Genomic DNA, 26703 nt, shown 5'->3' on the forward strand with positions numbered 1-26703 from the left:
TAGGGCTGTTGACCTGCTCAAGACCCATGGCTTGCGTATCGCTCGCGGGCAGCGCCTTGCGCTGGTGATCGGCTCCTCAGACGAGCGCCGGGGTGTGTCGTCGGCGGGCAAACAAGACTGCTGCGGCGGGTCGCTGCGGTCCCCCGCTCCGGCGCACTGTTACGCTACCAACCCCATGGAACCTTCACAAGTCGCCGCGAGCTACTGCCGAATCGCTGATCGCTGGACCCGTCCTGACCTCGACCGGGCTGACGGCATCCAGCCTTTGCTGCGCGCCATCGGCTTCACGGTGGAGCGGGATGGTGCGCTCGATGTGGGCTGCGGCGGCAATGGCCGCTTTCTGGCGTTGCTGCAGTCGCAGGGCTTCGCTGCCGTCGAGGGGCTGGATCTTTCACCAGAGATGCTGCGCCTGCTGCGCGCCACCCTTCCGACCATCGCTCTGTACCAGGCCGATGTCTGCGATTGGCAGGCAAGTCGGCAGTACGCGCTGATCAGCGCCTGGGACAGCATGTGGCATGTGCCGCTGGCGCGGCAAGCGGGCGTGCTGCTCAAGCTGTGCGCGGCTTTGGCGCCGGGTGGCGTGCTGCTCTTCAGTGCCGGCGGGCTGGAAGTCCCGGATGAGCGCCTCGACGCACACATGGGCGTACCCATGTACACGGCCACGCTGGGCGTGCCCCGCATACTGAGCCTCTTGCAGGAGGGCGGCTGCGCCTTGCGGCACTTCGAGTACGACCAGCACCCGCAGGCCCATGTCTATGTCATTGCGCAGAGGCGCGCGGCAAAGGCCTGCTGACCGGGGCCCTCGCTGGGGCCATCGAGCTTCTGGGGGGCACTTAGGGCGCCACACACGCCTTGTTCTTCCCCGTGTGCTTTGCCTCATACAGCGCCACATCGGCGCGGTCGAGTGCGGCTTCGAGGGTTTCGCCGGGGCGGTAAGGGGTGACGCCGGCGGAGAAGGTGACGAAGACGTCCTTGCCTTCGTGCATGAACAGCGCCATCGACAGCGCACGTTGCAGCCGGGTCAGCACTGCTTGAGCTTCGTCCAGCGGGGTGTTGGGCAGCATCAGCACGAATTCCTCGCCGCCGTAACGGGCCACCATATCGCCGGGGCGCAATGAGGCCGAGACGCGCTCGGCCAGTGACTTCAGAGCGGTGTCGCCGGCGGCGTGGCCCAGCGAGTCGTTGAGCTTCTTGAAGTTGTCGATGTCCAGCAGCGCCAGGGCCAGCTGGCTGGGTTGCTGATCGGACTGGCGCTCCAGCTTGGCCTGCTCAACGGTGAAGGCGGCGATCAGGCCGCGGCGGTTGGCGATCTGGGTCAGTTGGTCGGTCTGGACCTCGTCGGACAGGCGCTTGAGTTCGCTCTCCAGCTCGTTGACTCGCTTGCTGAGGCTGCTGGCCTTGTCGTGCTCGGCGCTCAGCCGCGCCTGGGTCTGCTGCACCAGAGACTGCACGCTGCGGCTTTCCTCCACCATCTCGCGCACCACGCCGGCTAGACTCTCCAGGCTGTCGGCCTTCTCTATCACATCGGCATAGCGGCCCACACTGTGCTGGAAGCGGTCGGTATGCTCGCCCAGCTCGCCGAGCTCGGCCAGCATCTTGTGGATCAGCGACTTCAGCGAGTCGCGGGCCCGACCGCGTTCCTCGCGCAGCGCCCGCTGGCGCTCGCGCGTGCCGCTGAGCATCTCGGCCACCGAGCGCACTCCGCGCGCCGACAGGCCCAGCTCCAGCGTATTGTTCATCGCCTCGCACTGGCCATGGGCCCAGGAGTCGTCCTCGGCCAGCTCCACCAGGCTGGCGCTGAGCTCGCGACACAGGCCGCCAAGCGCACCGAAGACATGGTGGCGGTGGTCCAGCAGGCGGCGTGCGCGCACGCATAGCGCCTCCATCGCCTCGGCGCGCGGGGCGTCGGCACCATGGATGCTGAGCTCCAGCTGCGCGGCCTGCAGCTGCCCCAGCAGCTCGGCGATCATCGCGTCGTCGGCATCGGGCAGGCGCAGCGCGTGCTCGACCGTGCCCTGCAGACTGCCGCCGATCGCGCCCCAGGCCTGCAGCGCGGCACTGTTGTTGCCTGCGGGCGCGGGCGGCGCTGCTGCGCCGTCCAGATCGGTGCCGAACTCGCTGTCGGTGAAGAACTGGCTGGGCGTGCCGCCCGGTTCTTCCTCGTCCCCGGCATCGAACTGGGTGTCGACATTGGCGTCGGCGACATCGGAGTCCCAACTGCGCACCAACTGCTGCAAGCGCGCGAGCAGGCGCTGCGGGTCGCTGCGGTTGCTGCTCAACACCCGCTGCAGCCCATCCTTCTTGCGCGCCACGGTCCATTGCCGGCCTCCGCGCTCAAGGCCGCGCACCATACGCTCCATGAGCGCGGCCATGGCCTCGGCCTGGGCGCCGGGCCCATCGCTTTGCTGCAGCTTCTCCAGCCTGCGCAGGGCCTCGTCCCAGCGCGACTCGCGCAGGAGTTTGTTGATGTCCAGCCGGCTCTGTGCATCGGCCACGCCGATGGACATCAGCTTGTTCATCAAGGCCTGCACCCGTTCGGGCAGGGCCTCGGCTGGTGCCGGTCCGGCACCCGACTCGGCGGCATAGGCGGCCGCATAGTTCTCTGGTGTCGGTTCCTGCTTGGACAGCGCCAGTCGATGCAGCGCTGCCTTGGCCACCTGGGCCGGTGGCAGGGTGCTGGCCGCGCGCGGTGGGGTCGGGCGTCGCTCGTCCATGGCGGGCGGCTCGGTCAGCGCAGCAGGCCGCCGGTTGGCCGCGCGGCGGCCTGGGCCTCGGCGCCGAACTCGGCGCTGGCTTGGGCGATCCAGGGCGCCTTGCGCGGCAGCACGGTCTGGGCCAGCCAGCGCTCCAGATCATCGGGCGGCAGCGGCTTGCTGAACAGAAAGCCCTGCATCACCGAGCAGCCCAAGCGGTGCAGCACCTCCATCTGGCGCAGCGTCTCGACGCCCTCAGCAATCACTCGCAGGCCCAGCGAGCGAGCCAGCGCGATGATGGCTGTGACCACGGCCGAGCTTTGCGGCGTGATGCCCAAATCGCGCACAAAGCTGCGGTCGATCTTGACCTCAGAGATCGGCAGCGTGGTCAGATAGGCCAGCGAAGAATAGCCGGTGCCGAAGTCGTCAATAGAGATCTCGACGCCGACCTCATTGAGCCGGTGCAGGGCCGGGATCACGTTCTGCAGATCCTTCATCAACCCGGTCTCAGTGATCTCCAGCTGGATCGCACGGTGCGGGATGCCGTAGGCGCTGACGCACTGGTGGATGTGCTCGACCAGGTCCGAGCGCTCGAACAGCCGGTTCGGTAGGTTCACCGCGATCGAGTCCGAGAAGCCAAAATTCAGCTGCCAAACCTTGGCCTGGCGGGCCGCCTCGCGCAGCGCCCATTCAGACAGCGGCACGATCAGCCCAGTCTCCTCGGCAAGCGGGATGAAATCACCCGGCGGTACCAGCACATTACCGCGCTGCCAGCGCATCAGCGCCTCGGCACCGACCATGCGGGCCGCTCTCACATCGATCTTGGGCTGGTAGTGCAGCACCAGCTCGCCGCGCTCGATGGCCTTGTGCAGTGCGCTCTCTAGCTCTAAGTTCTCGCGGCCGCGGCCCGAGAGCTGGGGCGTGTAGAGGGCCGAGGCATTACGGCCCTGGCTCTTGACCGCATACATAGCGACGTCGGAATTGCGCAACAGATCAGCCATCGTCAGGCCGTCGCGCGGGTAGATCGCGATGCCGACGCTGGCGGTGACAAAGCACTCCTGGCCGGCGATGAAGATTGGTTCGCGCAACGCCTCCAGCACCCGCTGCGCGACTCGCTCGGCATCGCGCTCGTCGACCACCTCGGGCAGCAAGGCCACGAACTCGTCGCCGCCTAGGCGACCGACGGCCTCCAGCGTGCGGTGCGAGCGCCCGCCGACCGACTCCAGCATGCCCTCGATGACTTGGTCGGAGTGGCGCACGCAGCCGCGCAGTCGCCGGCCGACCTCGATCAGCAACTCGTCGCCGGCGGCATGGCCCAGCGTATCGTTGATGACCTTGAAGCGGTCCAGATCGATCAGCAGCAGGCCCACCTCGTGGCCCATGCGGCGCGCCTGCTCGATCGCGCGCTCGGTGCGCCAGATCAACTGGCGACGGTTAGGCAGGCCGGTCAGCGCGTCGAAATTAGCGAGCTGGCGGATCCGGTCCTCGGCCATGCGGCGGTCTGTCACATCCTGCAACACGCCGGTATAGCCGCTGGCATTGCCATGCTCGTTGAACTCGGGCTCGGCCTCGATATGGATGACGCGTTGGCGCCCGTCCAGCAGGGTCACCGACAGGTCGGTCACTAGCACCGAGTTGTGCGCGATTACATCGCGCAGCAGATGCAGGAAGAGCTTGCGCTCCTCGCGTGGCACCATGCGCATCGCGCCGATGAAGTCCAGCGCCTCGTGGTTGCCCAGGCCGAACACCCGCAGCGCCTCGGCCGCCAGCATAAACCCGCCCGAGCCCCGGTGCCACTCAAAGCTGCCCATACGTGCCAGGTCTTGCGCGCGCGCCAGCCGCGCCTTGCTGCGCTCCAGCTCGATGCGGGTACGAGAGCTGCGCAAGAGATAGCGCAGGCGCCCGGCCAGCAGGCTCCACTGCGGCGACTTGACGAAGAAGTCCGTGGCGCCGACTTGGTAGGCGCGGTTGATGGAGGCCTCGTCGTCCAGACCGGTCAGCATCAGCACCGGCGTCGACTCGAAGCCCGGCATCTCGCGCAGGCGGCGGCAGGTTTCAAAGCCGTCGAGCTCGGGCATCATCGCGTCGAGCACGATCACGTCGGGGCTCCATTCGGCCATCATGCGCAGAGCTTCTTCGCCGCTGGTGGCCTCGGTGATGTCAAAGCCGCGCTCGCGCAGGGCGATGGCGGTCAGCAAGAGATTGACCTCGTCATCATCCACGAGCAGCACGCGCGGCTGCTCGGGCAGGTCATCATCCAGGTTTTGACTCACGGCATTCATCAAGGGTTCGCCAATAACTCGTTCAAGGCCCCACGCACACGCGCCACTTCATCATGCATGCCGTCCAGCAAGATGTCCAAACCTTCTGTTTGACCGTTGCGCGCCATGGTTTCGATATCGGCACAGAGCTTGGAGAGCTTGAGCGCCCCGAGACTGGCCGAAGATGATTTTAGGGTGTGCGTGACATGGCGGACCGCCGCCAGATCGAGGCCGCCGTTGGCTCGCGCCTGGCCGAGTTCAGGCAGCAGCCGCTCCAGCGACTTCAGAAAGGCGGCGATGACCCGTTCGAGTAGCTTGTTGCCGCCGCCGGGGTCGAGCTCACGCAGGCGGGCAATGGCCTGCGGGTCGAGGATGGGCGTGGCGGGAGTGGCGGGGCTCTGAGTTGACATGGTGCTTCCATCGCGCGGCATCAGTGGGTCCTTGGGCTCGGTCGGCGCGGCGTCCTGCTGGACTCTATTGTCAGGCGGGAGACGGCGGACCAGCATGTCCTGCAGCTGGCCGAGTCGGAACGGTTTGGGCAAATAGTCATCAAAACCATGGTGGCGCAGCTTCTGCTCATCGCCTTCGAGTGCATTGGCAGTGACCGCGACCACCGGGGTGGCGGGCGGACTGGCGAACTTGTGATTCTCGCTGGCCCCGAGCCTGAACAGGCTCAGGGCCTGCATGCCGTCCATGCCGGGCATGTGGATGTCCATCATCACCAGGTCGAATTGCTGTTCGCACAAAGCTTGCAGGCCGCTGGCTGCGTCGGCGCAGACTTGCACCCGGCAGCCCAGGCGAGCCAGCATCTCGGCGCTGACCTGCTGATTGACCGGGTTGTCCTCAACCACCAGCACCAGCGCGCCGGGTCGGCCGCTGGAGTCCGGCGGGAGTCGCAGTGGCAGGCTTAGCGTGAAGCGCGAGCCCAGGCCGGGGCTGCTGTCGGCCAGCAGGTCGGCCCCCATCAGCCGGGCCAGCTCGGCGGCCATCGCCAGACCCAGGCCGGTGCCGCCGTGCGCGCGGGCCAGGCTGGCATCGGCCTGGGTGAAGGGCTTGAGCATGGCTGGCAGCGCGGCCGCACTCATGCCGACGCCGGAGTCGCTGACGCTCCAGCACAGTCGACCCTCCTTTATCGCTAGGCCCAGCGTCACCCAGCCGCTGCTGGTGAACTTGAGCGCGTTGAGCAGTAGCTCGTCGAGCACCTGGCGGATCCGACCGGCATCGCCCAGCACCAGTGCCGGCAGCCCGGCCGGTTCGTCGAGACTCAGCTGCAGGCCCTTGGCCCGAGCCTGCGCCTCGAAGGGCGACAGGCAGTCGCTTGTCAGTTGGGCCGGGTCAAAGGGCAGGCTGTCGATGTCGAGTCGGCCGGCCTGGGCACTGGCGAAGTCCAGCACGCCGTCGACCAGGCGCAGCAGATCTTGGCCCGAGCGCAGGGCCGCATCGGCATACACGCGCTGGGCCGGCCTCAGCTCGGTGCCTAGCAGCAACTCGGTCATGCCCAGCATGCCGTTGAGTGGCGTGCGAATTTCATGACTCATATTGGCCATGAACTCGCTCTTGGCCAGGCTGGCAGCCTCGGCCTGATCGCGCGCCTGGGCCAGCTCGCGATGCCGCTGGTGCTCATCGGTGATGTCAGCCAGGATGCCGTAGACCAGATCCTGGCCGTTCGGATGGCGCTGCGGGCGGCAGCGCAGCCTCAGCCAGCGCAGGCCCTTGGCCGGATGCTGGATGCGTAGGACCATATCGCTGGCCTCGCCTTGGGCCTGGGCCAGCAGGCGGCGCGCATACAGCGGCCGGTCCGCGGGGTGGATGCGTGGCTCGAACAGCCGCGGACCCTGGCTCAGGTCCACCGTGCTGAGCCCAAGTAGGTCCAGCAGCAGCGGCGAGCTGAAATGCAGCCGGTCCCAGTCTGGCGTCGTGACGAACAGGCATTCGCTGACTGCCTCGGTGACCTCGCGAAAGCGCGTGTCGCTCTCCTGAAGCGCGCGTTCGAGCTGGCGCTGCTGGCTGCCGTCCTGCAGGCTCAGCACGCCGGCCGGCCGGCGCAGCCCCGACCAGGCGATCAGGCTGCGCTGCAACTGCAGCCAGCGCGGACCCAGCGGTGTGTTCAGGCGCAGGCCCTCGCGTGGTGCGTGGTGGCCGTTCTCCAGCGCGCGCCAGCGCGCGGCCTGGCACAGCTCGGCCAGCGCAGTCGGCAGCGCCTGCACGGCGGGGCGCCCCAGCACCTGGCCGCGCCGCAGTCCCAGCAGGCGCTCGGCCTCGCGGTTGATGTGCAACAGCCGGCCATGGCCGGTCTCCAGCACGAGCAGACCGACTGGCAGCTGGTCGGTCAGGGCCTGGACATCGCTGGACGGCAGCAGCGAGGGCCAGCCCGGTTGTGCGTCGGCGTCGTCGGTGTCGGCCTCAAGCAGGCTCATGGCGGGGCGGCGAGGATGGCGACGGGGGCGGTTTCATGCTGGCTGTCATCGGTGGCGCGCTAGTGTCGGGAGCAGCGCGGGGCGAGGCTCGACTTTTGAAGATCCTGCTTCGGATATCGACCCGGGGCGGGCGTACTTGAGTGTTGTTTGGTGGCGATCTTGCCCCTCGGGCGCCTACATACAATGCATCGAATGAACAGCCTCAGTGACGCTCGATCCGCCTCGCGCCGCTGGCCGTGGATGGGTGCCGCCGCGCTGGCGGCGCTGCTGCTGCTGGCCTGGCTGGCCTGGCCTGACGCGTCTAGCTATGGCCAGTCCTGGCTGCTCCTCGGCGGCGCGCTGGCCCTGGGGCTGCTGCTACTAACGGTGGCGGCCATGGGCTGGCATATCGGCGTGCGCCTGACCCGCCAGCGCCTGGGCGAGGCTCTGCGCGAGGCGCGCACCCATGCCCAACTGCTCTCGCAGCTGCAAAGCGACTGGCAGTGGCAGACCGATGCGCAGCATCATCTGGTGCGCTGGCGCGCGCCGCAGGCGGCGCCGGCGTCCAGCTGGGTGGGTGCGGCGGCGACCGAAACCCTGTGGGAGCGTTTCGCGCTGACCGATGGCGAGGGCCATGCCAGCCTGCTGCAGCGTCTGCAGGAGGAGGCATCGTTCAATGATGTTGAGGTCTGCGCACGCCTGGAGAGCGGCGCGGCGGCACAGTTTTCGGGCCGCTGGCTCTTGCGGGCCCAGGTCTGTCTGGACGGGCAGGGCCGATTTGCCGGGCATATCGGCACGGCAAGGCCAGTGGGATCGCCACAGGCCTTGCCGGTGGTTCAGGGCCAGCAGGCTGCCGGCCTGCTCGCCGCGCCGGCGCCGCGCGAGCCGTTTGATACCGGCTGGATCCAGTCGCTGCCGGGCCCGGCCTGGCTGCTGCGCGGACCGTCCGGCCAGAGCCCGCAACTGGCGGACCTGAATGCGGCGGCGGCGCAGTTGATGGGGCGGCCGGCCGAGCAACTGCGAGGCCAGCCCTGGCTGGCCTGTCTGGACGCCCTGCCGGCCGAAATCCGCGAGACCGCGTTGGCGCCAGGCGCGGCCACCGGCCTGGCCTGCGGATCCTGGTGGCTGTGCCTGTCGCCGGTGCCAGGTCATCCCGGCATGAGCCTGCTGAGCTTGTGGCCGCAGGGCTCGCTGGACACGGTGCCGGCCACCTTGGCGGCAGAGGCGGCCGAGGTCGCGCGGGCCGAGCATGAGTCGTTCAGCTACACGGTCTCGCATGATCTGCGCGCGCCGCTGCGGGTGGTCGAGGGCTTTGCCCGCATCCTCAAGGAGGACTACGGCCGCCTGCTGGACCGCATCGGCAACGACCATCTGGACCGCGTGATGGGGGCAGCCACCCGCATGAACAGCATGATCGATGCGCTGCTGTCGCTGACTCAGCTGGCGGCTCAGCCGCTGCAGCGTCAGCCGGTCAATCTGTCGCAGCTCGCCGGGCTGGTGGTTGAGGAGCTGCGCCGGGCCGCGCCGGAGCGCCGCGCGTTGGTGCGCATTCAGCCCGATCTGCTGGTGCAGGGCGATCCGACCCTGCTGCGCATGGTCCTGGAGAACCTGCTCAGCAATGCCTGGAAGTACAGCGGCAAATGCGAGCACACCGAGATCAGCTTCGAGCGCCAGCAGCAGGGCGGCGAGCTGGTCTATATGGTGGCCGACAACGGCGCCGGCTTCGATATGCGTTTCGCCGAGCGCCTGTTCGGCGTGTTCCAGCGTCTGCACAGCGCCAGCGATTTTCAGGGAACCGGTGTCGGCTTGGCCTCAGTACGCCGCATCGTGCATCGCCATGGCGGCGAGATCTGGGCCGAGTCCGAGGTGGGTCAGGGCGCGCGCTTTTACTTCACGCTGGCACGCTGAGGGCTCAGCGGCCGGGCAGTGCCAGCAGCTCGACCGCCTCGATCAGGCGCAGCGCCGAGTCGGCCAGCGCGCGGCCTTCCGAGTCGGCCAGCTTCTGTAGGCGTGCCAGCGCCTCCTGGCGCGACAGCGAGTAGCGGTGCATCAGAACGCCTACCGCCAGCGGTACGACCTGATCCAGCACCGACTCGAGCGGCAGCAGCGGACGCAGTGGCGCGGCGCTGCGCTCGGGCCGGTTCGCGAACGCGGCCTCTACGGCTGGGACGATTTGATGAATGTCCAGCGGCTTCACGAGATAGGCCACCGCGCCGAGCGCCTTGACCTTGGCCACCGTCTCTTCGTCGGCAAAGGCGGACAGGAACATGAAGGGCAGCTGCAGGTACTCGCGCAGATAGGCTGCGACATCGAAGCCGCTCATGCCTTCCATGCGAATGTCCAGCAGGGCCAGGTCCGGGCGGTGCTCACGGGCCAGCAGGATGGCGTCATCGCCGTTGTCGGCATCGATGACGTCGTAGCCAGCCTGCGCCAGGCCATGGGTCAGGGTGGCCAGCACCAGCCGGTCATCGTCGACCACAAGAATCTTGCCCTTCGAACTCACCAGGAAGTCCCCCCGCCCGCGCATGGCGCTGTTTGACGCATTGTCACTCAACTCACAAAGGCGCCATCAGGTTGACACTTGGCGGCAGCAGATCGACCTGACAGACCACCTGATCGCCCGCCTGCTCCAGGCTTAGTTTGGCGCTGCGCCGCGGCAGCAGCGCCCGTACCAAGCCGAGGCCGGACACGCCGCCGGGCACATTGGCCAGCTTGAAGCCCTCGGGCAAGCGGCCCTCATTGACGATGCGCAGGCTGACACGGTCGGTCTGGCAGACCAGCGCGCAATGCAGCGCCTGCTGACTGCCGTGCTTGATCGCATTGCTGAGCAGCTCGTTGAGGGTCAAGGCGATCGGAATCGACTCGGCCTCGGGCAGGGCCCAGCGATGCACATCTTCGGCCAGCGGCCCTTCGATGCTGAGCGCAATCGTGCGCCCGGACATGCGCTGCACCGAGCCGATGATGGCCTCGACCACCTTGCGCACGCGCAAGGGTCCAGCCGAGCCGACCTGCAGGCCATAGACCTGGGCAATCGCTTGCACCTGGCCGACCGCCTCGCTGATCACGCCGGCAACTTCGGGGCGGCGCGAGGCGATCTGCTGCAGCAGGCCGGCCACACCTTGCAGATTGTTCTTGATCCGGTGATGCACCTCGCGCACCAGCAACTCGCGCTGCGCGATCGCGGCGGCCAGGCGCGCTTCCTCTGCCGCGCGGTGCTCGGTCACGTCGCTGGCCACCAGTAGCAATTGCTCGGGCTCGCTGAGCCCACCGGCATCGGCCACATCGGCCAGGTGCAGATAGCGTGCGTCCCAGACGCGCGATTCGCCACGCAGGCTGATGCGGTACTCGCGCTGCGTCACATCGTCAACACGCAGTGCCGCCTCCATATCGCCGCGGATGATGGCGCCCTGATCGGGTCCGAACATCATCTCGGGGCTGGCGCCGATCAGCTCGGCCTCGCTGCGGCCGGCCAGCGCGGCGGCCGCCTGATTGATCTGCTCGACCGCCAGGGTCTTGGCGTCGTGCAGGCTGATGGCCAGCGGCGCGGCCGCGATGATGCGGCGCAGCGAGACCTGGGCCTGCAGCGTCTGTGCCTCGGCCTGGCGGCGCCGCTCGATGTCCAGCAGCGCATAGGTCAATTGGCGGCCGCTGTGCTCAGCGCCGGTCACCACAGCATTGCCGACCACCCAGAACTCGCGCCCGTCTCGCGCTTTCAGCCGGCACTCGAAGGTCTCGGCCTGGCCCTCCGTCAGCTCGTCAAGGTAATGGGTCTGGCGGAACGGGTGATTGGGGTCAGGGGTTGCCACCATGCTCATCGGCTGACCGGCAAAGGCGACCAGGTCGCCGCCGAACATGCGCCGAGCCGAGCGGTTCATCCACTCGATGCCGCCGCGGCCGACGGTGACGATGCCCACCAGCACCGAGTCCAGCACCGCGCGCTCCCGCTCGGTCTGCAGCATCAACGACTGCTGGGCGCGCCAGCGGTCGTCGACGTTGACATAGGTCGCGATCAGGCCCTCGTCCGGTGCGCCGGGCCGCATCACCCGTTTGCTGACCTGCATCCACAGGCCCGCGCCGTCACGCCGGCGCAGGCGCCGCTCGCCGCGCCACTGGCCGCTGCTGGCCAGCGCCTGGCGCATCGCTTGGTTCTGACGCTCGTAGTCAAACTCGGAATCGAACAGCTCGCGGTGGTCAAGACCGTTGAGCTCGCCGATTCGGTAGCCGCTCATGCTGGCCAGCGCCTCGTTGGCGCGTGCGATCTTGCCCTGGCGCAGGATGGCCATGCCGACATCGGACAGGCTGAACATCAACTCGCGGTCCTGTACCAGGGTTTCCAGCTGGGCCTGCTGGGCTTTGAGCCGGCTGATGTCGCTGATCACCGCCACCGCCTCGTCGGCCGGTCCCTGCACCTTTCGCAGGCTCAGTGACAGCCAGCGGTCCGAGCCGACCTGAACGAACTCGGCCTCGAAGCTCTGGCTGGCGTCCAGCGCCGACAGCGCCTCCTGCACCTGCTCGCCCAGGCTCGGCAGGGCCGCGAAAAGGCGCGCCACCGGCGTGCCCGGCACGGTGCCGCTGTCCAGGCCCAGCATCTGCTCGAAGCCGCCGTTGCAGCGCAGCAGCTGTTTGGCGCGCAGATAGGCCATGCCGACACCCGAGCTGTCCATGATGGTGGAGAGCTCGCGCAGCAGCTGTTCGTTGCGTCGCTCGGCCTGCTGCTGGGCCGTCACGTCCAGGGTTACGACCGAGGTAGTGCGCTGGCCCGAGGCCAACTGGCCGGGCTCGACGCGGGTCAGGAGCCAGCGCCGGCCCAGCTCGGGGTGGCGCACCGCATAGCGAACCTCGACCCGGTCACCGGTCTTCAGCGCGCGCTGCAAGCGCTCGAACTCGGGCAGAGAATCGGGCTCGACGATGTCGCGGCCCACGCCTTGAAGGCCGGCCAGACTGTTTCGCTTGCTACTCTCGCCGCCGCCGCCGGCGCTGCGCGGGCGCAGCCAGCCGGCGTCCTGCTGGAAGGTGGCCAAGCCGACGCCAGCGGTGTCCATCAAGGCATCGAGCTGCTGGTGGGCGAGGTCGCGCTCTTGCTCCAGGCTGCGGTCCTCCAGCACCGCCATGAAGCGGCGCTGCGCCTGCGTGGCCGACCAGCTCAGCGGCCGCAGCCGGCCCAGCATCCAGCGGGTGCGACCCGAAGGGTCGATCAGCATGGCCTGGGTCTGCAGGGTCTGCTGGGCCTGCAGCAGCTCGGGCAGCGGCCGGCCGGCGCTCCATGCCAACAACTGCTGCAGCGCCGGCGCGGCCTCGTGCAGGCTGGCCGGATTGGCCAGGCTCAGCTCCGCGAAGGCGCTGTTGGCGCGCAGCAGCAGGCCACTCTCGTCGAACAGCACCATGGGCAGCGGGCTCAGCTCGAACCACTGTTCCATCTCGGTCTGGGCGCGCTCGGCCTGCTCGCGGGCGGCCTGCTCGGCGGTGCGGTCCTGAAGCACATTTAGGCTCAGCTCGGGCGCGTCGGAGGCGCTGAGTCGGTGCTGGGTGCAGCGCATCCAGCGCTCGCGGCCGCTGCCGTCTATCAGGCGAAATTCGTCGGGCATGGCCACTGCGCGCGCCAACGAGCGGGCCAGGGCTCTGTTCGGCCGTGCCGGGCGCAGGCCGGCGCGGTCGCCCGGCGCCAGCAGCTCGGCCAGCGCCAAACCCTGCAGTGCCGAGGGCTCGCGGCCGCACAGCTCGGCAAAGGCCGCATTGGCGGCCTGCAGTCGCTGCTGGCCGTCGAGAAGGTAGGCCGGGAAGGGCGAGGACCAGAAAATATGCACCAGCTCACGGGCCCAGGCCGCGCCGAGCTCGGAGCCCGCAGGATCGCTCGCCGGTGAGCTCGACAGGGCCACCGGGCGTTTCAGTGCTTTGACTGGTGGGCTGACTGGCACAACGGCCTGCTGCACACGGGCGTGCAGCAGCCAGCGGGCCGGATCCTCCTCCTCGGCCTGTAGCGCAAGTAGGCTCAGATGAGCGCGGCCACCGCCGTTCAGGGCTAGGGCCGGGGTCGGCGGGGCGCGGCGGCCCTGCGCCTGTGCCGCGCTGGCCAGCCGCAGCCAATCGTGCAGACGGCCGCCCAGGCTGGCCTGCAGGCCATGGCCGATCACGACATCGAGGTGTTGCTGGGCCGGCGTGTTGGCCTCCAGCACGCGCAGCTCGCCGTCCAGCACCAGCACCGGGTCGCTGAGCAGGCCCATAAGGCCGCGCAAGGCGGCCAGGTCCTGGGGCAGCAGCGAGAGCTGGGCGGGAGAGGTGGGCATGGCGCCCGCAGTGTAGCGAGGCCTGCCGCTCACTCCAGCTGGCGGGCCTTGGCCAGCGCGCGCAGCAGCGCGTGGTTGATCTCCTCGGCGCCCAGCATCAGCTGCTCGGCGGCATGGCGGTAGTCAAACACCGACTCGGACTCGATCGCCTGCACCAGATCCAGATAGGGCTTGTAGGGACCGGTCTGCTCCACCAAGGCCTGGCGTACGCGCTCGGGCACCGGAATGGACTGCAGCAGGCGCGAGAAGGGCTGCTTGAGCATATGGTCCAGCAGCGAGAACAAGCCGCAAATGAACATCTCGTCGCGCGCCTCGGCGTCCCCCATGCCCTTGGACAGCTCTTCCAGCAGCAGGCCGCGGCGCAGCGCGCCATACATGACGGGACGCATGGTGTGGTCCTTGCTGGCCGTCGTCAGCAACAGGGCCAGCCAGCGCTTGAGTCGGGCGAAGCCCAGCAGCATGATTGCGTGGCGGAACGAGGACACCTCGACCGGCAGGCCGAAGGCTGCCGAGTTCATGTAGCGCAACAGCTTGAAGGCCAGGCTGGGGTCGCGCTTGAGTGTGGCTTCCATCTTATCGATGTCCTCGCCCTGGTCGACTTGGCTCATCAGCTGGACAATGATCTGCAGATCGGCCTGGATCTCGGCCTTGGCGGTGCCGGCCGGTGCGTCATAAGCGCCGTCCAGCGGCCAGCCCAGCACGCCGACGGCTCCGCTGGCGAAGCCTGCCTCAACATCCTCGGCGCCGCGCAGGCCAGAGATCAGCTTGGGCAGGGCGCCAACCGGGGCCGGATTGGCGCGCTGATCCTCCAGATCGAGCGCCACGTACTTGAAGCAGGTCTGCAGCTCGGCGGCCAGCTCGTGAAGCGGCCGGCCCTTAAGCAGCAGGGTGTTGCCGTTCTTCTTCAGCGCCAGCAGGGCCTCGGCATGCGCTGGATCGGTGGCCATGAAGGCCGGCAGCTCCAGCATCAAATTGGCGCTTGGCGGGCTCGCCAGCAGGCCTTGCAAGAGGCTTTCGCTGAGCACGTTGAGCACGGCCGGGCCGCCATCGGCGGGCCAAGCCTCGGCCACGGAGGCGAGCAGCTCGCCCGCGTCGAGTCGGGCATCGGGGCGCAGCGGGAAGACCGTCAGCCGGGTCGCGGTGACCATGCGCTGCCGGTCGATCATGGGGGCGTAGCCGAGGGCCAGGCTGCCGAGAATGCTGTGGGAGTTGGTGGTCATCGAGGCTCAGAGATTGAGGTACTGGAACAGCGACATGCGCTGTACCGAGGCATAGGTCTTCAGGGCCGCATCGTAGCCGGCTTGCTGGTTCTGGAAATCGGAAATCCCCTGGATCATGTCCAGGTCCTCGGCCGCCGACTGCTCGGTCTGGTTGTAGAGCTTTAGCGAGCTCATGCGCGACTGGCTGCCGTCCAGATTGTTCAGGCGCTCACCGACTTCGGTGCGCATGTTCTGCATATTGCCGATCACCGAGTCCAGGTCGCGCAGCCGCATCGCGTTCGTCTGGGCGATCTGCGTATCGCCTCGCAGCGGCGTGCGGAGCTCGGCAATGGTGCCGTCCAGTACATCGAACACGCCCAGGCCGACTGCGGACGGCTCGATGCTGAACATATCGCCATCGGCGGCCTGACCGGTCAGCGTCACGCTGATGCCGTCGAAGTCGATAGTCTTGCCCGAGGCGAAGGGGCCAGTCGCGACGGTCGTTCCATTGGTGATGTCGAGCACCGAGTAGGTGGCCGTGGCGCCGCTGCCACTGACCTGGACCTGGTAGCTCGATCCGGTCAGCAAGGCTGGGTTGCTGACGCGGCCGGCATCGATCCAGCTCTTGGCTGGCGGGTTGCTCGGGTCGACGGTATTGGGCTGTACGGCGGTGACAAAGGTGCCATTGCCGCTGCGTGCCTGCTCCCAGGCCATGCGGCCGTCGATGCTCATCGCGTACTGTTCCAGATTGCCGCTTTGCACCGAGCCGGGTGTGCCGATGTAGGTCACGCCTCCGGGGGCATCGATGAAAGGCGCGCCCTCGGCGCCTTGGCCGGCGAAGACAAAGCCTCCCGAGCCGTCGGGGCGGTTGGCGATCGACAGCAGCTGGTCGCGCAGCCCGGTGATCTTCTTGGCCAGGCCTTCGCGCTCGGGATCGCTATAGGTCGCATTGCCAGCTGCCACCATGGCCTCGCGAATCTGCTGCAGTATCTCGTTGGCATCGCCCAGCGCTGACTCGCCCAACGACATATTGTTGCGGCTGGCCTCCAGCGCACGTTGATTGGCATCGACACGCTCGATCGATGACAGCGCACGCTCGGCACGGGCCGCGCCGGTGGGGTCGTCGCTGGCGTATTCGATGCGCTTGCCCGAGGTCAGCTTCTGCTGGCTCTCCTGCATGCTTTGCTGGCGCCGCTGCAGCGTCGAGATGCTGCTGTCGAACATATTGGCAGTACTGACGCGCATGCTGGATTCTCCGAAAGAGGACGGCTAGAGGTGGCGGGGCGCTGATCAGCGCGCCGCGATCCTGAGCAACTCGTCAAAAATGGTCTGGCCGGTCTGCAGCACCTTGGCGGCGGCCTGGTAACCCTGCTGGTACTGCATCAGCCGTGCGGCTTCCTCATCGAGGTTGACGCCGGCTTGGCTGCTGCGCACCGACTCGGCATTGCTGGCCACGCTCGTAGAGACCTCGGACAGATAGGCAGCGCCCTGCACGCGCGAGCCGATATCGGACATCGCGGTCGCGTAGGCGTCGGTCAGGGTGGCGCCCACGCCGTTCTGGCCGCGGCCGATGAAGGTTTCTTTCTGCAGGCCGAGGAAGGCCTGGGCATTGCCGTTGTTGGTGGCGACCGACTTGGTGGGGTCTATATTGACGGTGTCACCGGCCTTGGGAACGCCGTTGAGCGCGAGCCGGAAGCCGAAGTCGCCGGCCGGCAGCGGGTAGTTGCCCATCGCCTCGCCCGGGTACCAGGTGCCGTTGACGATGGTGCCGTCGTTCATCGTCATCACATAGTCGACGCCTGGCGGCTTGCTCGGGTCGGTGTTGTTAACGCCCTGGAACACGATGGCCACCGGATACTGGGCTGGCGCAAAGTTGCTGTTGGCTACCGACAGCGAGGCAATGGTGGCGGTACCGGTATTGGCGGTGCCAGTCACGGCAGTAATCGGCGAGGCGGCAGCGATGCCGCTGGGGGCATCAAGCTCGCGCTTCATTGTCACGGCGGCCTGGGCCACCGGCTCCAGCAGGAAGCTGTCGTTCGGGCCCATAGGCGCACCACCGGCGGTGACGGTGAAGCCGTACTGCTGCTCGATCTGGGTGTCGCTGAGGCTGACGCTGGTTCCGCCCGGCCGGGTTGTCATCACATACTGGCCGGGCACGCCACTGGGGTCGGCCTTCAGCACATATGACTCGGCGCGCAGCAGGGTCGCATCGGTGACCGACAGGCTCAGTGTCGAGGCGAAGCTGCCGTCAGGGTTACGCGCATTGGTGTTGGACGGCAGCGCGCGGGGCGGGGCGTAGGAGAAGATGTTGGAGCCGGCAGTGCCGGAGAGATCCAGGCCCAGCTTCTGCTGGCCGTTGACGCGCTCGGCCATCGCGACGGCCATCTGGCCGACGAGGTTGCGGGCGTCCTGCAAGTCCTTGTTCTGGTACTTCAGCAAGGCGCTGAGCGAGCCGCCGGTCAGGCTGCTCTCGTCCAGCACGCGCGCGCCGTTGGCCTCGTCGATGCTCAACTGCACGCGTGAGCCGTCATAGGGGTCGGGGGTCAGGGTCAGGTCCTGGGCCTGGTTGCCCAGCACCAGGCGCTGGCCGCCGCCGATGAAGACGCCGACGGTGCCGTCACTGGAGGGCAGGGTGCTGACCTTCACATACTGACTCAGCTCGGAAATCAGTTGATCGCGCTTGTCGAGCAGGTCGTTGGAGGTGTGGCCCGTGCCATTGGCGCGGGCAATCTGGTCATTGGCCGCAGCGATCTGCTTGCTGAGCTGGTTGACGACGTCGACATTGGTGCGCAGATCGCTGACAACGCCGGCCTGCAGATCGGCCAGCTGTTGGCCGGTGCTGGCGAATCGCGAGGCCAGCTCATTGGCCCGGCCCAGCACCACCTGGCGGGCCGACAGATCGGAGGGCCTGCTCGAGACATCGACCATCGCATTGAGGAACTGGTTGGCCGCCTGGCCCAAGCCGCGCTCACCCGGGGGGAAGAGCTTCTCCAGCTGGATCAGCTGGGTGGCGTGGGTGGCGTCCATGAAGGCCACCGACTTGCTGCCGGCCGCTTCCTTGGTCAGGAACTCGTTGTGGGCGCGCGTGACGGTCTGGACATTGACGCCCTTGCCGAAGTAGCCCGAGCCGGTGAACTGGCCCTCGGGCGTGGTCAGTGTGACGCTCTGGCGCGAGTAGCCGGGTGTATTGGCATTGGCGATGTTCTGGCCAATGGTCTGCAGCGCGGCCTGGTTGGCGAACATGGCGCGCATGCCCAGCGATAACAGTGCGGAGGTTCCCATGGCTTGGCTCTCTTCTTACGCTGGTAGGCGCGTCAGGCCAGCGCGCGCTGCACGCGCACGGTGGTGTTGATGACGCGGGCCAGCTTGCTGGCGTAGTCGGGATCGGTGGCGTAGCCGGCCTTCTGCAGACCGCGGGCGAAGCCTTCGGCGGTGTCAGCCTTGGCGACCACATCCTTATAGCGGGAGTTGGTGCCGATCAGCCGCGCATAGTCCTTGAAAGAGTCCTCGTAGCTGTCGTAGGCGCGGAACTTGGCCATCACCCTCTGCGGCTTGCCGTTGATGTACTCGGTCGTCTGCACTTCGGCAACCTTGCCGGTCCAGCTGGCGGTGGCCTTGATGCCGAAGACGTTGAAGGAGGGGGTGCCGTCCTTGCCGGTGATCTCGCGCTTGCCCCAGCCCGATTCGTGGGCGGCCTGGGCGATCATGAAGCTAGCCGGGATGCCGGTCTGCTGCTCGGCTGCCTTGGCGGCGTCGTCGTGCTTCTGGATGAAGCTCTGCACATGGGGGGCGATGTTCTTCTTGGCCAGCGCCGGCAGCGGTTGCAGCGCCTTGGCGGGCTCGGCGGCCACGCCCATCTGGCGCTGCAGCTGGCGCGTGATCGCGTCGGTCAGACCGCCGGGCAGGCCGGTCATCTTGCCGGCAAACTGGGTGTCCAGCATCTCGGTGCCCAGCTGGGTGGCTGAGTTCTCCAGCATGCCCGAAGACAGTGTGGAGGCGCGCATGCTCTTCATCACCTCCTGCATGAACAGCGATTCGAACTGCTTGGCGGTCTCGCGGATGCTGGCCTTGGGGTCGCGCGCGGCGGCCGCGCGCAGCGACTCGATGCTGCGATTGTCGCTGACCGAGCCGGCGCTGCTGCGGGTGCTCAGGGGCAGGGGATTGAACGACATCTCAAATCACCTCCAGCTCGGCGGTGATCGCGCCGGCGCTCTTCATCGCTTGCAAAATCGCCAGCAGGTCCTGGGGTGTCGCGCCCAGCGCATTTAGCGCCTTCACCACCTCGGCCAGCTGCGCCCCGGCTGGCAGCTGTATCAGCGCGCCGGGGGCCTGGTTGATCGCGATATCGGTCTTCTCGGCCACCACGGTTTGGCCGCCGGACAGGGCGTTGGGCTGGCTGATCACCGGGGTCGAGCTGATCGTGACAGACAGATTGCCATGGGCCACCGCGCAGGGGGCCAGCGTGACGGCCTGGTTCATCACGACCGAGCCGGTGCGGGCATTGATGACGACGCGGGCGGCCGGCACGGCCAGATCCAGCGGCAGATTTTCCATATCGGCCAGGAAGCTCACGCGCTCATCCGGGTTGCTCGGTGCGCGCACGCGCACGACCCGGCCGTCCAGGGCCTGGGCGGTTCCCGGGCCCTTGGCGCGGTTGATCGCGGCGGCCACCGCGCGGGCGGTGGTGTAGTCGATCGAGTTCAGGTCGAGCTGGATGAAGTCGCCGGTTTGCAACGCGGTCGGCACCGAACGCTCGACCAGGGCGCCGCCCGGAATGCGGCCCGCACTCAGATGATTGATCTGCACCTTGGACCCGCCGGCCGAGGCGCCGGCGCCGCCGACCACCAGATTGCCCTGGGCGATTGCGTAGACCTGGCCGTCGGCGCCGCGCAAGGGCGTGGCGATCAGGGTGCCGCCGCGCAGGCTCTTGGAGTTGCCGATCGAGGAAACCGCGATGTCCAGTGGCTGCCCTGGCTGGGCAAAGGCTGGAAGTTGGGTTGTCACCATCACGGCGGCGATATTGCGGGGCTGCATCGTCACGCCCGGCGGCAGGATCACGCCGAACTGCTGCAGCATTGCGGCCAGGCTCTGGCCAGTGAAGGGGGCCTGGGTGGTCTGGTCGCCCGTGCCGTCCAGACCGACGACAAGCCCGTAGCCACTCAATGGATTGCTGCGTACGCCGGCCACGGCGGCCACTTCCTTGATGCGGGCTGCCTCGGCCGGGCCGGCCAGCAGCGCAGCCATCAGCAATGGCAGCAGCGCGAGCAGCGGCTTGAAGGGGGTCAGGAGGAGGGTTTGCATGGCGGTCGCATCAAAGACTTATGCGACCGATTCTGGGCAAACTTAAGTCGGTGAAAGGCTTAAAAAGAAGCGTGACAACCAGCCTATTCCGTGCGCTTGATCGGTCGCGCCACGGCCGCGCTGCTCGATGCGAACATTGGCCACCGCCGCCGAGGACACGCTATTGCCCTGCTGGATGGCGCGCGGATCGACTTGCCCGGAAAATCGCAGCACGTCGACGTTGTTGTTGACGCCGATCTGCTTCTCGCCGGTGATCATCAGGTGGCCATTGGGGAGCACACCGGTGACCACGGCTGTGATGCTGCCGCTGAATTCATTGGTATTTTGGTTGCTGCCCTTGCCGGCTGAGGTGTTGGCAGTGCTGGCACCGACGGTGGCGCGGCCCAGCGAAGCGGGATTGATGCCGGGCAAGGCAGTGATGGCGCCCGTCAGGCTGCCGCTCTTGTCGAGCGCGCTGCTGGAGCTCTGGCTGGCGCTGATGCGCTCGACGATCTGGATCGTGACTGTGTCGCCGACCAGGCGGGCGCGGTGGTCCTCGAACAGGGGACGGTAGCTGGCGGACTGGTAGATGGCGCCGTTGGCCGCCGCTGGGGGAGGCATAAGCGGCAGCTGCACCACCGGGGTGCTTTGCAGTTCCACGCGGGGTTGCTGCAGGCTGGCGCAGCCGCCCAGCAGCAGGGCGATGGCCAGAGGCGGGATCAACGGCATGCGCATGGTCAGTCTCCCGGGTTTTAGATCTGGGTGAGCTTTTGCAGCATCTGATCCGAGGTCTGCACTGCCTTGGAGTTCAGCTCATAGGCGCGCTGGGTCTGGATCATTTGCACCAGCTCTTCCACCACATTGACGTTGGAGGTTTCAACAAAGCCCTGCTGCAGCGCGCCCAGGCCATTGGCATTGGGGGCGCCGGCATTGGGTGTGCCTGAGGAGGCGGTTTCGGCGAACAGGTTCTGACCCTTGGGGTCCAGGCCGGCCGGATTGACGAAATTCGCCACCTGGATCTGCCCCAGGGTTTGCGGCAACGGATTGCCCGGCACCGTGACGCTGACTGTGCCGTCCTGGCCTATTGTCAGGGTCTGGGCGTTGTTGGGCACGGTGATGCCGGGCAGCACCGTGTAGCCGTTGTTGGTGACGATCTGACCGTTGGCGTCGAGCTGGAAACTGCCGTCGCGGGTGTAGTTGGTCGTGCCGTCAGGCATCTGGATCTGGAAAAAGCCATTGCCCTTGATCGCCAGATCCAGGTTGTTGCTGGTCTGCTGCAGATTGCCCTGGCTGAAGTTACGCGAGGTGGCGACCGGGCGCACGCCCAGGCCCACCTGCAGTCCGGTCGGAAGCACGGTCTGCTCGGTGGTGTTGGCTCCGGTCTGACGCAGGTTCTGGTAGATCAGGTCCTCGAACACCGCATGAGAGCGCTTGAAGCCGTTGGTGGCAACATTGGAGAGGTTGTGTGAGATGGTGTCCAGCTGCATTTGCTGGGCTTCCATCCCGGTCTTGGCAATCCAGAGTGAGCGGATCATGGCGCGTCCTTATTGAGTCGTACCAAGCAGCTTGGCGGATTGCTGGCCCTGGGTCTGGGCGATTTGCAAGAGCTTCATCTGCTGCTCGAATTGGCGGGCGGCGGCGATCATGCTGACCATGGTCTCGACCGGGCTGACATTGCTGCCCTCCAGTGCGCCGTCTTGCAGCCGGGCATTCGGGTCGGCCGGCAGGTCGCCATCGGCTGCGCGGAACAGGCCATCGGTGCCGCGTGTCAGCGGCGCCTCGGGCGTGACCAGCTTGAGCCGGCCGATATTGATCGGATTGCCGGTCGGCAGTTTGGCGGTGACGGTGCCGTCGCCGCCCACATGGACCTCGCTGTCGGGAGGCACCGTGATGGGCCCACCGTCGCCGAGCACCTGCAGGCCGTTGCGCAGCACCAGCAGTCCTTCGGCATTGACATCGATGGCACCGGCCCGGGTGTAGGCCTCGGTGCCGTCCAGGCCTTGCACGGCCAGCCAGGCATTGCCCTGCATGGCCACGTCCAGATTGCGGCCGGTCGTGTTGATGACGCCGGGCTGGTCGCTGTGGCCTATCGTGGTCTCCAGCGCGTAGGCGCGGGTGCTGGCGCCATCGCCGCGCACCGGCACGGCCCGGAAGGCCTGCAGCTCGGCGCGAAAGCCATTGGTCGAGACATTGGCCAGATTGTTGGCCAGCACATCCTGGCGCTGCATCGACGCCTTCGCGCCGGCCATCGACAGGTAAATCATGCGGTCCATGGTCTGGCCTCAGTCGGGTTTAACGCAAGTTCACCAGGGTCTGCAGTACCTGGTCCTGGGTCTTGATGGTCTGGGCATTGGCTTGGTAGGTGCGCTGCGCGGTCACCATATTCACCAGCTCGGCCGTCAGGTCCACATTCGACTCTTCCAGCGCACCGGGCTGCAGCGCGCCCATATTGCCGTCTCCGGGCGTGCCCACCACCGGGTCCCCCGAAGTGTTGGTGCGGGCCCAGACATTGCCGCCCAGCGGTTGCAGGCCTTGCATATTGCGGAAATTGGCCAGCTCCAACTGACCGGCCGGCTTGGATTCGCCGTTCGAGTAGCGGGCGGTGACGACGCCGTTCTCTTCGACCACGATGCCGGTCAGCTGGCCCGGCGCATAGCCGTCCTGGGTCAAATCGGTGACGGCGAAGCTCGAACCGTTCTCAGTGGCGCCCAGCACGTCGAAGCTGATCGCCGGGCCGGCGGGGTCGAAAGGGATGGGCAGGGTCGGCGCGCCGGCAGAGTTGGTGCCGGCTGGAATGCGCAGATCCAGCAGGGTGCCGGGCGGCGGGAACACCGGGCTGCCGCCGGTCGGCGGGAAGGTCAGCTGGGCGTAGGGCAGCGGCGGCTCGTTCTTGTCGGGGGCGGTGATGTCGGAGCCGTCTGCAGCGACGCTGACCGGCTCGCCATTGGCCGTCACATAGACATTCCAGACCGTGTTGCCGCTGGCGTCGGGGTTGTGCGCGCGCTGGTAGTACAGGGTCACGGCAACTGGCTGGCCCTTCTGGTCATAGACGGTCAGCGAGGTGGCGTTGTTGTAGGTCGTCGGATCCTTGAGCTTGATGCCCAGGCCATCGACTTTGGAGTTGGGGTCCAGCGGGTCGGACAAGGTGTAGGGCGCGGTCGGCTTAGCGCGCGAGTCCAGATTGAACTCCATCTTGATCGTGGAGGTGGTCTGCGGCTCGATGCCCTTGGTGGGCAGCTGCAGCGGCTGGGCCAGGCCCGGCTGAATCACACCGGTACCGTCGGCCGGATAGCCGAGCAGCTTGAGTTTGTCGTTGTTGACGATGAAGCCTTCGCGATCGACCTTGAACTGGCCGTTGCGGCTGTAGACCACCGGGCTCTTGCCGTCGCTGAGCTGGAAGAAGCCGCCGCCGTTGATCGCCAAGTCCATCGGGTTCTCGGTGATCGAGATGTTGCCCTGGGTGAACTGCTGGGCCACGGCCGCCAGCTGCACGCCGATGCCCACATTGTTGGCGCCGGCACCGTTGAGCGCGGTGGCATACATATCGGAGAACTCGGCCCGCGAAGACTTGGTGCCGTAGGTGTTGGCATTGGCGATGTTATTGCCGATGACATCGAGGTTTTTGCTCGAGGCATTCAGACCGGAGAGACCTTGTTGGAAGCCCATGATGCTTTTCCTTGAACTTATGCGGTATCGGTATTGGGAGGGCGGTCGTCAGTCAACCATCTTGATCAGGCTGTAGTCGACGATGCCCATGCCTTCGAGCTTGACCTGCAGCTTGGCGCCATTGGTGCTGACTGCCACCACCTTGTCGGTGGCGTAAGGTGTCGAGGCGACTTGGGTCGTGCCGCGGCTGGCGGTGATGCGGAAGTTCAGACTGTCGTAGCCGACCGCCTTGTCGGCAGGCCAGGTGAATTTGTGCAGGCCCGCGCTCTGGGCGCCGAGCTCCACCGTGTCGACCACCAGGCCGGCCGGACTCAGCACCTCGAGCTTGACCTTGTCAGCCGCGCCTGTCAGGTCGTAGGAGCCCTTGCCGGTGGCGACGCCGTCGGCGGACTTGTTGATCACCAGGTTGTTGCTGGCCAGCGCTACATCGTGGCCGACCAGGGCCACCGACTGCAGGGCCTGCAGCTGGGTGAACTGCGAGGTCAGGCCCTGGATCGTGGTGTTCAGGCCTTGCACGCCGGTGACCGTCTGGATCTGCGCCATCTGGCTGGTCACCTGGGCGTTGTCCATCGGGTTCATCGGGTCCTGGTTCTGCATCTGCGCGACCAGCAGCTTCAAGAAGCGGTCCTGGGTATCGGCCGCATTCTTGGTGGCCGAGGCGGTGCCGCTGCCACCGTTGAGCTTGTTGAGCGTTGCGACGTCCATCAGGAGTCCTCCCGGCCCGGGCTCAGCCCTGGCCCAGTTGCAAGGTCTTGAGCAGCAGGCTCTTGGCCGTGCTCATCACCTCGATATTGTTTTGATAGGAACGCGAGGCCGAGATCATGTTGACCATCTCTTCCACCGTGTTGACATTGCTGTAAGTCACATAGCCCTCGGCATCCGCCTTGGGGTGCTTGGGGTCGTGCACGCGCCGGCCCTCGGTCTGGTCTTCGCTGATCTGAGCCACCCGCACGCCGGCGGCACCGAGGTTTTCTCCGGCGCCCATCAGTGCGGTCTGGAACACCACCTGGCGCGCCTTGTAGGCCTGGCCGTCGGGGCCCGCCACGGTGTCGGCATTGGCGAGGTTGCTGGCGACGATGTTGAGTCGCTGGCTCTGCGCGCTGACTGCGCTGCCCGAGACGCTGAAGATCTGGAACATCGACATGGGCTTCTCCTGCGGATCAGGCCGCGTTGTGCGACTTCATCGCGTCCATCGTGGTGCGCACGCTGCCATTGATGAAGCGAAGGGTGGCCTCGTACTTCACCGCGTTGTCGGCGAAGTTGGCGCGTTCCCGATCCATGTCGACCGAGTTGCTGTCCAGATTGGTCTGGGCGGCGGCGGAGTAGAGCTTGTTGCCGTCAGCGCGGGCACCGGCCAGCGGCGCCATATGACCCTTGCTGGTGGTTGACATTGCGCCGGGCACCGCGCTGGAACCGGTGGCTTCGCGCAGCGCCCGCGCGAAGTCCATGTCCCGGGCCTGGTAGCCCGGGGTGTCGGCATTGGCGATATTGCTGGCGAGCTGGCGCTGGCGCTCCGACCGCAGGCTCAGGGCCTGGGTCTGGAAGTTCAGCGTGTCGGTCAGTCGGTTGATCATGATGGGGACCTCGGTGGCAGTCCGGGCAGTTGAGATGGATTGTGTTGGGCAGGTCGAAAAACATTAGCGGGAATAGAGCGGGCTTTGCTGCGCATTTCGGCCCTCAGGAGTGGGCAGCTCGGGCCTACAGTCGCCCCATGCTTCAAAAAGCCCGCCCTTTCGCTGCCGTTGTTGCCCTCGTGGCCAGCCGCACCCGCGCCTTCGGCGCCGGGCTCGCGCTGTGCCTGGCAGCGACGGGCGCGACAGCGCAGACGCCGTCGAGCCTGAGCCCTGAGCTGCTGAGCCGCGTGCAGGCGTTGGCGCTGGCCGGTGCCCGTGCTGGCGCGCCGCCGGAGGCGCGCATCGAGGTGCAGCTGGGCCAGCTTGATGCGCGGTTGCGCCTGGCGCCCTGCGCCCAGGTCCAGCCCTATCTGCCCAGCGGCATGAAAATGTGGGGGCGCAGCCGCATCGGCTTGCGCTGCGTCGACGGCCAGGCGCGCTGGAACGTCAGCCTGCCTGTACAGGTGCAGGTCTATGCCCGGGTGCTGGTGGCCACCACCGCCTTGCCGGCTGGCACCGTCTTGTCTCAAGCCCAGCTGCAATCGGCCGACATTGATATAGCTGCCGAGTCCGGCCAGGTGTTCACCGACGCCGGCCTTCTCGACGGGCGCAGCTTGCAGCGACCCCTGGTGGTCGGTGAGGCGGTGCGCAGCACGGATCTGAAACAGCGGCGCTGGTTTGCCGCCGGCGAGCGCGTGCAGGTGCTCGCCAGCGGTGCCGGCTATGCTATTGCCAGCGAAGGCCAGGCCATGGAGCCGGGCCTGGAAGGCCAAGATGTCCGGATCCGTTTCGAGAATGGCCGTACCGTGACCGGCCGCGCGGTCGGTGAGCGTCGTGTGGAGGTGCTGCTATGAGGCAGGCACAGGGGGGCGTTTGGCCCCGCAGTTTTGCGATAGTTCTAAAGTCCCGCGGGGAAGGGTCGATACACCGAAAAACCTGGACAGCTTTGGGCGATGCCTTGAGCTATGGAGAGCAGCATGAAAATCGGTAACAGCCCAGAAACGATGGCGCCAGTGACGGCCGGGACGGATAGACCCGCCGCCGCTGACGCCGGCCGTGCCAAGACGGCCGAAGCCGCCGGCGGCAAGACGCCGGAGGCCAGTGCCAAGATCGCGTTGTCAAGCAACGCCAGCGCCTTGCTCGCCGGTGTGTCCGAGGAAGGTAGCTTCGACGCCGAGAAGGTCGGACGGATTTCCCAGGCCATCACCGACGGCAAGTTCGGCATCAATGCCGAGGCGGTGGCCGACAAACTGATTGCCAATGCCCAGGAAATGCTGAGCCGAGTGGCGCCCCACTGAGCGGCGGCCGGTG

General features: G+C 67.0%; 21 protein-coding genes. 4 read left to right on the plus strand and 17 right to left on the minus strand.

Annotation, left to right across the window (positions count from 1 at the left end; all coding sequences use genetic code 11):
- The first annotated feature begins 175 nt into the window (after positions 1–175).
- Positions 176–793: a class I SAM-dependent methyltransferase gene (locus OOZ63_RS18625; protein WP_266007096.1), complete on the plus strand. Its 618-nt coding sequence runs from the start codon at positions 176–178 to the stop codon at positions 791–793.
- Between the two features lie 40 nt (positions 794–833).
- Here the strand turns inward: OOZ63_RS18625 and OOZ63_RS18630 are convergent, their stop codons facing one another.
- From OOZ63_RS18630 to OOZ63_RS18640, 3 genes are read right to left on the minus strand one after another with little or no spacing between them, the layout of a single operon-like run.
- Entirely contained in the window at positions 834–2714 is a 1881-nt protein-coding gene (locus tag OOZ63_RS18630; protein ID WP_266007097.1) for a GGDEF domain-containing protein, read from the minus strand.
- 14 nt (positions 2715–2728) lie between these two features.
- Positions 2729–4966: a putative bifunctional diguanylate cyclase/phosphodiesterase gene (locus OOZ63_RS18635; protein WP_266007098.1), complete on the minus strand. Its 2238-nt coding sequence runs from the start codon at positions 4964–4966 to the stop codon at positions 2729–2731.
- An 8-nt stretch (positions 4967–4974) separates the two neighbouring features.
- Positions 4975–7371, minus strand: coding sequence for a PAS domain-containing hybrid sensor histidine kinase/response regulator (locus tag OOZ63_RS18640; RefSeq protein ID WP_266007099.1), 2397 nt, complete (start codon positions 7369–7371; stop codon positions 4975–4977).
- Positions 7372–7563: 192 nt separating this feature from the next.
- On the opposite strand from OOZ63_RS18640, the gene OOZ63_RS18645 reads away from it, so the two are divergent.
- Positions 7564–9258, plus strand: coding sequence for a sensor histidine kinase (locus OOZ63_RS18645; RefSeq protein WP_266007100.1), 1695 nt, complete (start codon positions 7564–7566; stop codon positions 9256–9258).
- Between the two features lie 4 nt (positions 9259–9262).
- On the opposite strand, the gene OOZ63_RS18650 is transcribed toward OOZ63_RS18645, so the two are convergent.
- From OOZ63_RS18650 to flgB, 14 genes are read right to left on the minus strand one after another with little or no spacing between them, the layout of a single operon-like run.
- On the minus strand, positions 9263–9853 hold the full coding sequence (locus OOZ63_RS18650) for an ANTAR domain-containing response regulator (RefSeq protein WP_266007101.1): 591 nt from the start codon (positions 9851–9853) through the stop codon (positions 9263–9265).
- Positions 9854–9905: 52 nt separating this feature from the next.
- Positions 9906–13634 carry a PAS domain S-box protein gene (locus OOZ63_RS18655; RefSeq protein ID WP_266007102.1) on the minus strand — a complete coding sequence of 1243 codons (3729 nt, stop codon included), beginning with the start codon at positions 13632–13634 and terminating at the stop codon, positions 9906–9908.
- A 29-nt stretch (positions 13635–13663) separates the two neighbouring features.
- A complete protein-coding gene (locus OOZ63_RS18660) occupies positions 13664–14854 on the minus strand; it encodes an EAL and HDOD domain-containing protein (protein ID WP_266007103.1) in 1191 nt (396 codons plus the stop codon).
- Positions 14855–14860: 6 nt separating this feature from the next.
- On the minus strand, positions 14861–16078 hold the full coding sequence (gene flgL, locus OOZ63_RS18665; RefSeq protein WP_266007104.1) for a flagellar hook-associated protein FlgL: 1218 nt from the start codon (positions 16076–16078) through the stop codon (positions 14861–14863).
- Between the two features lie 45 nt (positions 16079–16123).
- Positions 16124–18115 (minus strand): flagellar hook-associated protein FlgK, encoded by a 1992-nt coding sequence (flgK, locus tag OOZ63_RS18670; protein WP_266007105.1) that lies wholly within the window; start codon positions 18113–18115, stop codon positions 16124–16126.
- Positions 18116–18147: 32 nt separating this feature from the next.
- Positions 18148–19005: a flagellar assembly peptidoglycan hydrolase FlgJ gene (gene flgJ / locus OOZ63_RS18675; protein ID WP_266007106.1), complete on the minus strand. Its 858-nt coding sequence runs from the start codon at positions 19003–19005 to the stop codon at positions 18148–18150.
- A 1-nt stretch (position 19006) separates the two neighbouring features.
- On the minus strand, positions 19007–20134 hold the full coding sequence (locus tag OOZ63_RS18680) for a flagellar basal body P-ring protein FlgI (RefSeq protein WP_416234754.1): 1128 nt from the start codon (positions 20132–20134) through the stop codon (positions 19007–19009).
- A 42-nt stretch (positions 20135–20176) separates the two neighbouring features.
- Entirely contained in the window at positions 20177–20848 is a 672-nt protein-coding gene (locus tag OOZ63_RS18685; RefSeq protein ID WP_266007107.1) for a flagellar basal body L-ring protein FlgH, read from the minus strand.
- A gap of 17 nt (positions 20849–20865) precedes the next feature.
- Entirely contained in the window at positions 20866–21648 is a 783-nt protein-coding gene (gene flgG, locus OOZ63_RS18690; RefSeq protein ID WP_137943259.1) for a flagellar basal-body rod protein FlgG, read from the minus strand.
- Positions 21649–21657: 9 nt separating this feature from the next.
- Positions 21658–22386, minus strand: coding sequence for a flagellar basal-body rod protein FlgF (gene flgF, locus OOZ63_RS18695; RefSeq protein WP_266007108.1), 729 nt, complete (start codon positions 22384–22386; stop codon positions 21658–21660).
- A gap of 19 nt (positions 22387–22405) precedes the next feature.
- Positions 22406–23779, minus strand: a complete 1374-nt coding sequence (gene flgE, locus OOZ63_RS18700; protein ID WP_266007109.1) for a flagellar hook protein FlgE — start codon at positions 23777–23779, stop codon at positions 22406–22408.
- Positions 23780–23827: 48 nt separating this feature from the next.
- Entirely contained in the window at positions 23828–24484 is a 657-nt protein-coding gene (locus OOZ63_RS18705; RefSeq protein WP_266007110.1) for a flagellar hook assembly protein FlgD, read from the minus strand.
- Between the two features lie 22 nt (positions 24485–24506).
- Positions 24507–24923: a flagellar basal body rod protein FlgC gene (flgC, locus tag OOZ63_RS18710; protein WP_137943255.1), complete on the minus strand. Its 417-nt coding sequence runs from the start codon at positions 24921–24923 to the stop codon at positions 24507–24509.
- Between the two features lie 16 nt (positions 24924–24939).
- Positions 24940–25353 carry a flagellar basal body rod protein FlgB gene (flgB, locus tag OOZ63_RS18715; RefSeq protein ID WP_266007111.1) on the minus strand — a complete coding sequence of 138 codons (414 nt, stop codon included), beginning with the start codon at positions 25351–25353 and terminating at the stop codon, positions 24940–24942.
- A 137-nt stretch (positions 25354–25490) separates the two neighbouring features.
- On the opposite strand from flgB, the gene flgA reads away from it, so the two are divergent.
- Both flgA and flgM read left to right on the plus strand, forming a co-directional pair.
- Positions 25491–26246, plus strand: coding sequence for a flagellar basal body P-ring formation chaperone FlgA (gene flgA, locus OOZ63_RS18720; RefSeq protein ID WP_266007112.1), 756 nt, complete (start codon positions 25491–25493; stop codon positions 26244–26246).
- Positions 26247–26369: 123 nt separating this feature from the next.
- A complete protein-coding gene (flgM, locus tag OOZ63_RS18725) occupies positions 26370–26690 on the plus strand; it encodes a flagellar biosynthesis anti-sigma factor FlgM (protein WP_266007113.1) in 321 nt (106 codons plus the stop codon).
- Positions 26691–26703 lie beyond the last annotated feature (13 nt).

It is taken from the genome of Paucibacter sp. PLA-PC-4, from assembly GCF_026241155.1.
Taxonomy (GTDB): domain Bacteria; phylum Pseudomonadota; class Gammaproteobacteria; order Burkholderiales; family Burkholderiaceae_C; genus Roseateles_E.

Excerpts from the sequence above, each read along its gene's own strand:
- flgL (WP_266007104.1), bottom strand. The coding sequence starts at position 16,078 with ATGCGCGTCAGTACTGCCAATATGTTCGACAGCAGCATCTCGACGCTG.
- OOZ63_RS18630 (WP_266007097.1), bottom strand. The coding sequence starts at position 2,714 with ATGGACGAGCGACGCCCGACCCCACCGCGCGCGGCCAGCACCCTGCCA.
- flgE (WP_266007109.1), bottom strand. The coding sequence starts at position 23,779 with ATGGGCTTCCAACAAGGTCTCTCCGGTCTGAATGCCTCGAGCAAAAAC.
- OOZ63_RS18705 (WP_266007110.1), bottom strand. The coding sequence starts at position 24,484 with ATGGACGTCGCAACGCTCAACAAGCTCAACGGTGGCAGCGGCACCGCC.
- OOZ63_RS18680 (WP_416234754.1), bottom strand. The coding sequence starts at position 20,134 with ATGCAAACCCTCCTCCTGACCCCCTTCAAGCCGCTGCTCGCGCTGCTG.
- OOZ63_RS18640 (WP_266007099.1), bottom strand. The coding sequence starts at position 7,371 with ATGAGCCTGCTTGAGGCCGACACCGACGACGCCGACGCACAACCGGGC.
- OOZ63_RS18645 (WP_266007100.1), top strand. The coding sequence starts at position 7,564 with ATGAACAGCCTCAGTGACGCTCGATCCGCCTCGCGCCGCTGGCCGTGG.
- OOZ63_RS18655 (WP_266007102.1), bottom strand. The coding sequence starts at position 13,634 with ATGCCCACCTCTCCCGCCCAGCTCTCGCTGCTGCCCCAGGACCTGGCC.
- flgC (WP_137943255.1), bottom strand. The coding sequence starts at position 24,923 with ATGTCGATGTTCCAGATCTTCAGCGTCTCGGGCAGCGCAGTCAGCGCG.
- OOZ63_RS18660 (WP_266007103.1), bottom strand. The coding sequence starts at position 14,854 with ATGACCACCAACTCCCACAGCATTCTCGGCAGCCTGGCCCTCGGCTAC.
- flgK (WP_266007105.1), bottom strand. The coding sequence starts at position 18,115 with ATGGGAACCTCCGCACTGTTATCGCTGGGCATGCGCGCCATGTTCGCC.
- flgF (WP_266007108.1), bottom strand. The coding sequence starts at position 22,386 with ATGGACCGCATGATTTACCTGTCGATGGCCGGCGCGAAGGCGTCGATG.
- flgM (WP_266007113.1), top strand. The coding sequence starts at position 26,370 with ATGAAAATCGGTAACAGCCCAGAAACGATGGCGCCAGTGACGGCCGGG.
- flgJ (WP_266007106.1), bottom strand. The coding sequence starts at position 19,005 with ATGTCGTTCAATCCCCTGCCCCTGAGCACCCGCAGCAGCGCCGGCTCG.
- flgA (WP_266007112.1), top strand. The coding sequence starts at position 25,491 with ATGCTTCAAAAAGCCCGCCCTTTCGCTGCCGTTGTTGCCCTCGTGGCC.
- flgG (WP_137943259.1), bottom strand. The coding sequence starts at position 21,648 with ATGATCCGCTCACTCTGGATTGCCAAGACCGGGATGGAAGCCCAGCAA.
- OOZ63_RS18625 (WP_266007096.1), top strand. The coding sequence starts at position 176 with ATGGAACCTTCACAAGTCGCCGCGAGCTACTGCCGAATCGCTGATCGC.
- flgB (WP_266007111.1), bottom strand. The coding sequence starts at position 25,353 with ATGATCAACCGACTGACCGACACGCTGAACTTCCAGACCCAGGCCCTG.
- OOZ63_RS18685 (WP_266007107.1), bottom strand. The coding sequence starts at position 20,848 with ATGCGCATGCCGTTGATCCCGCCTCTGGCCATCGCCCTGCTGCTGGGC.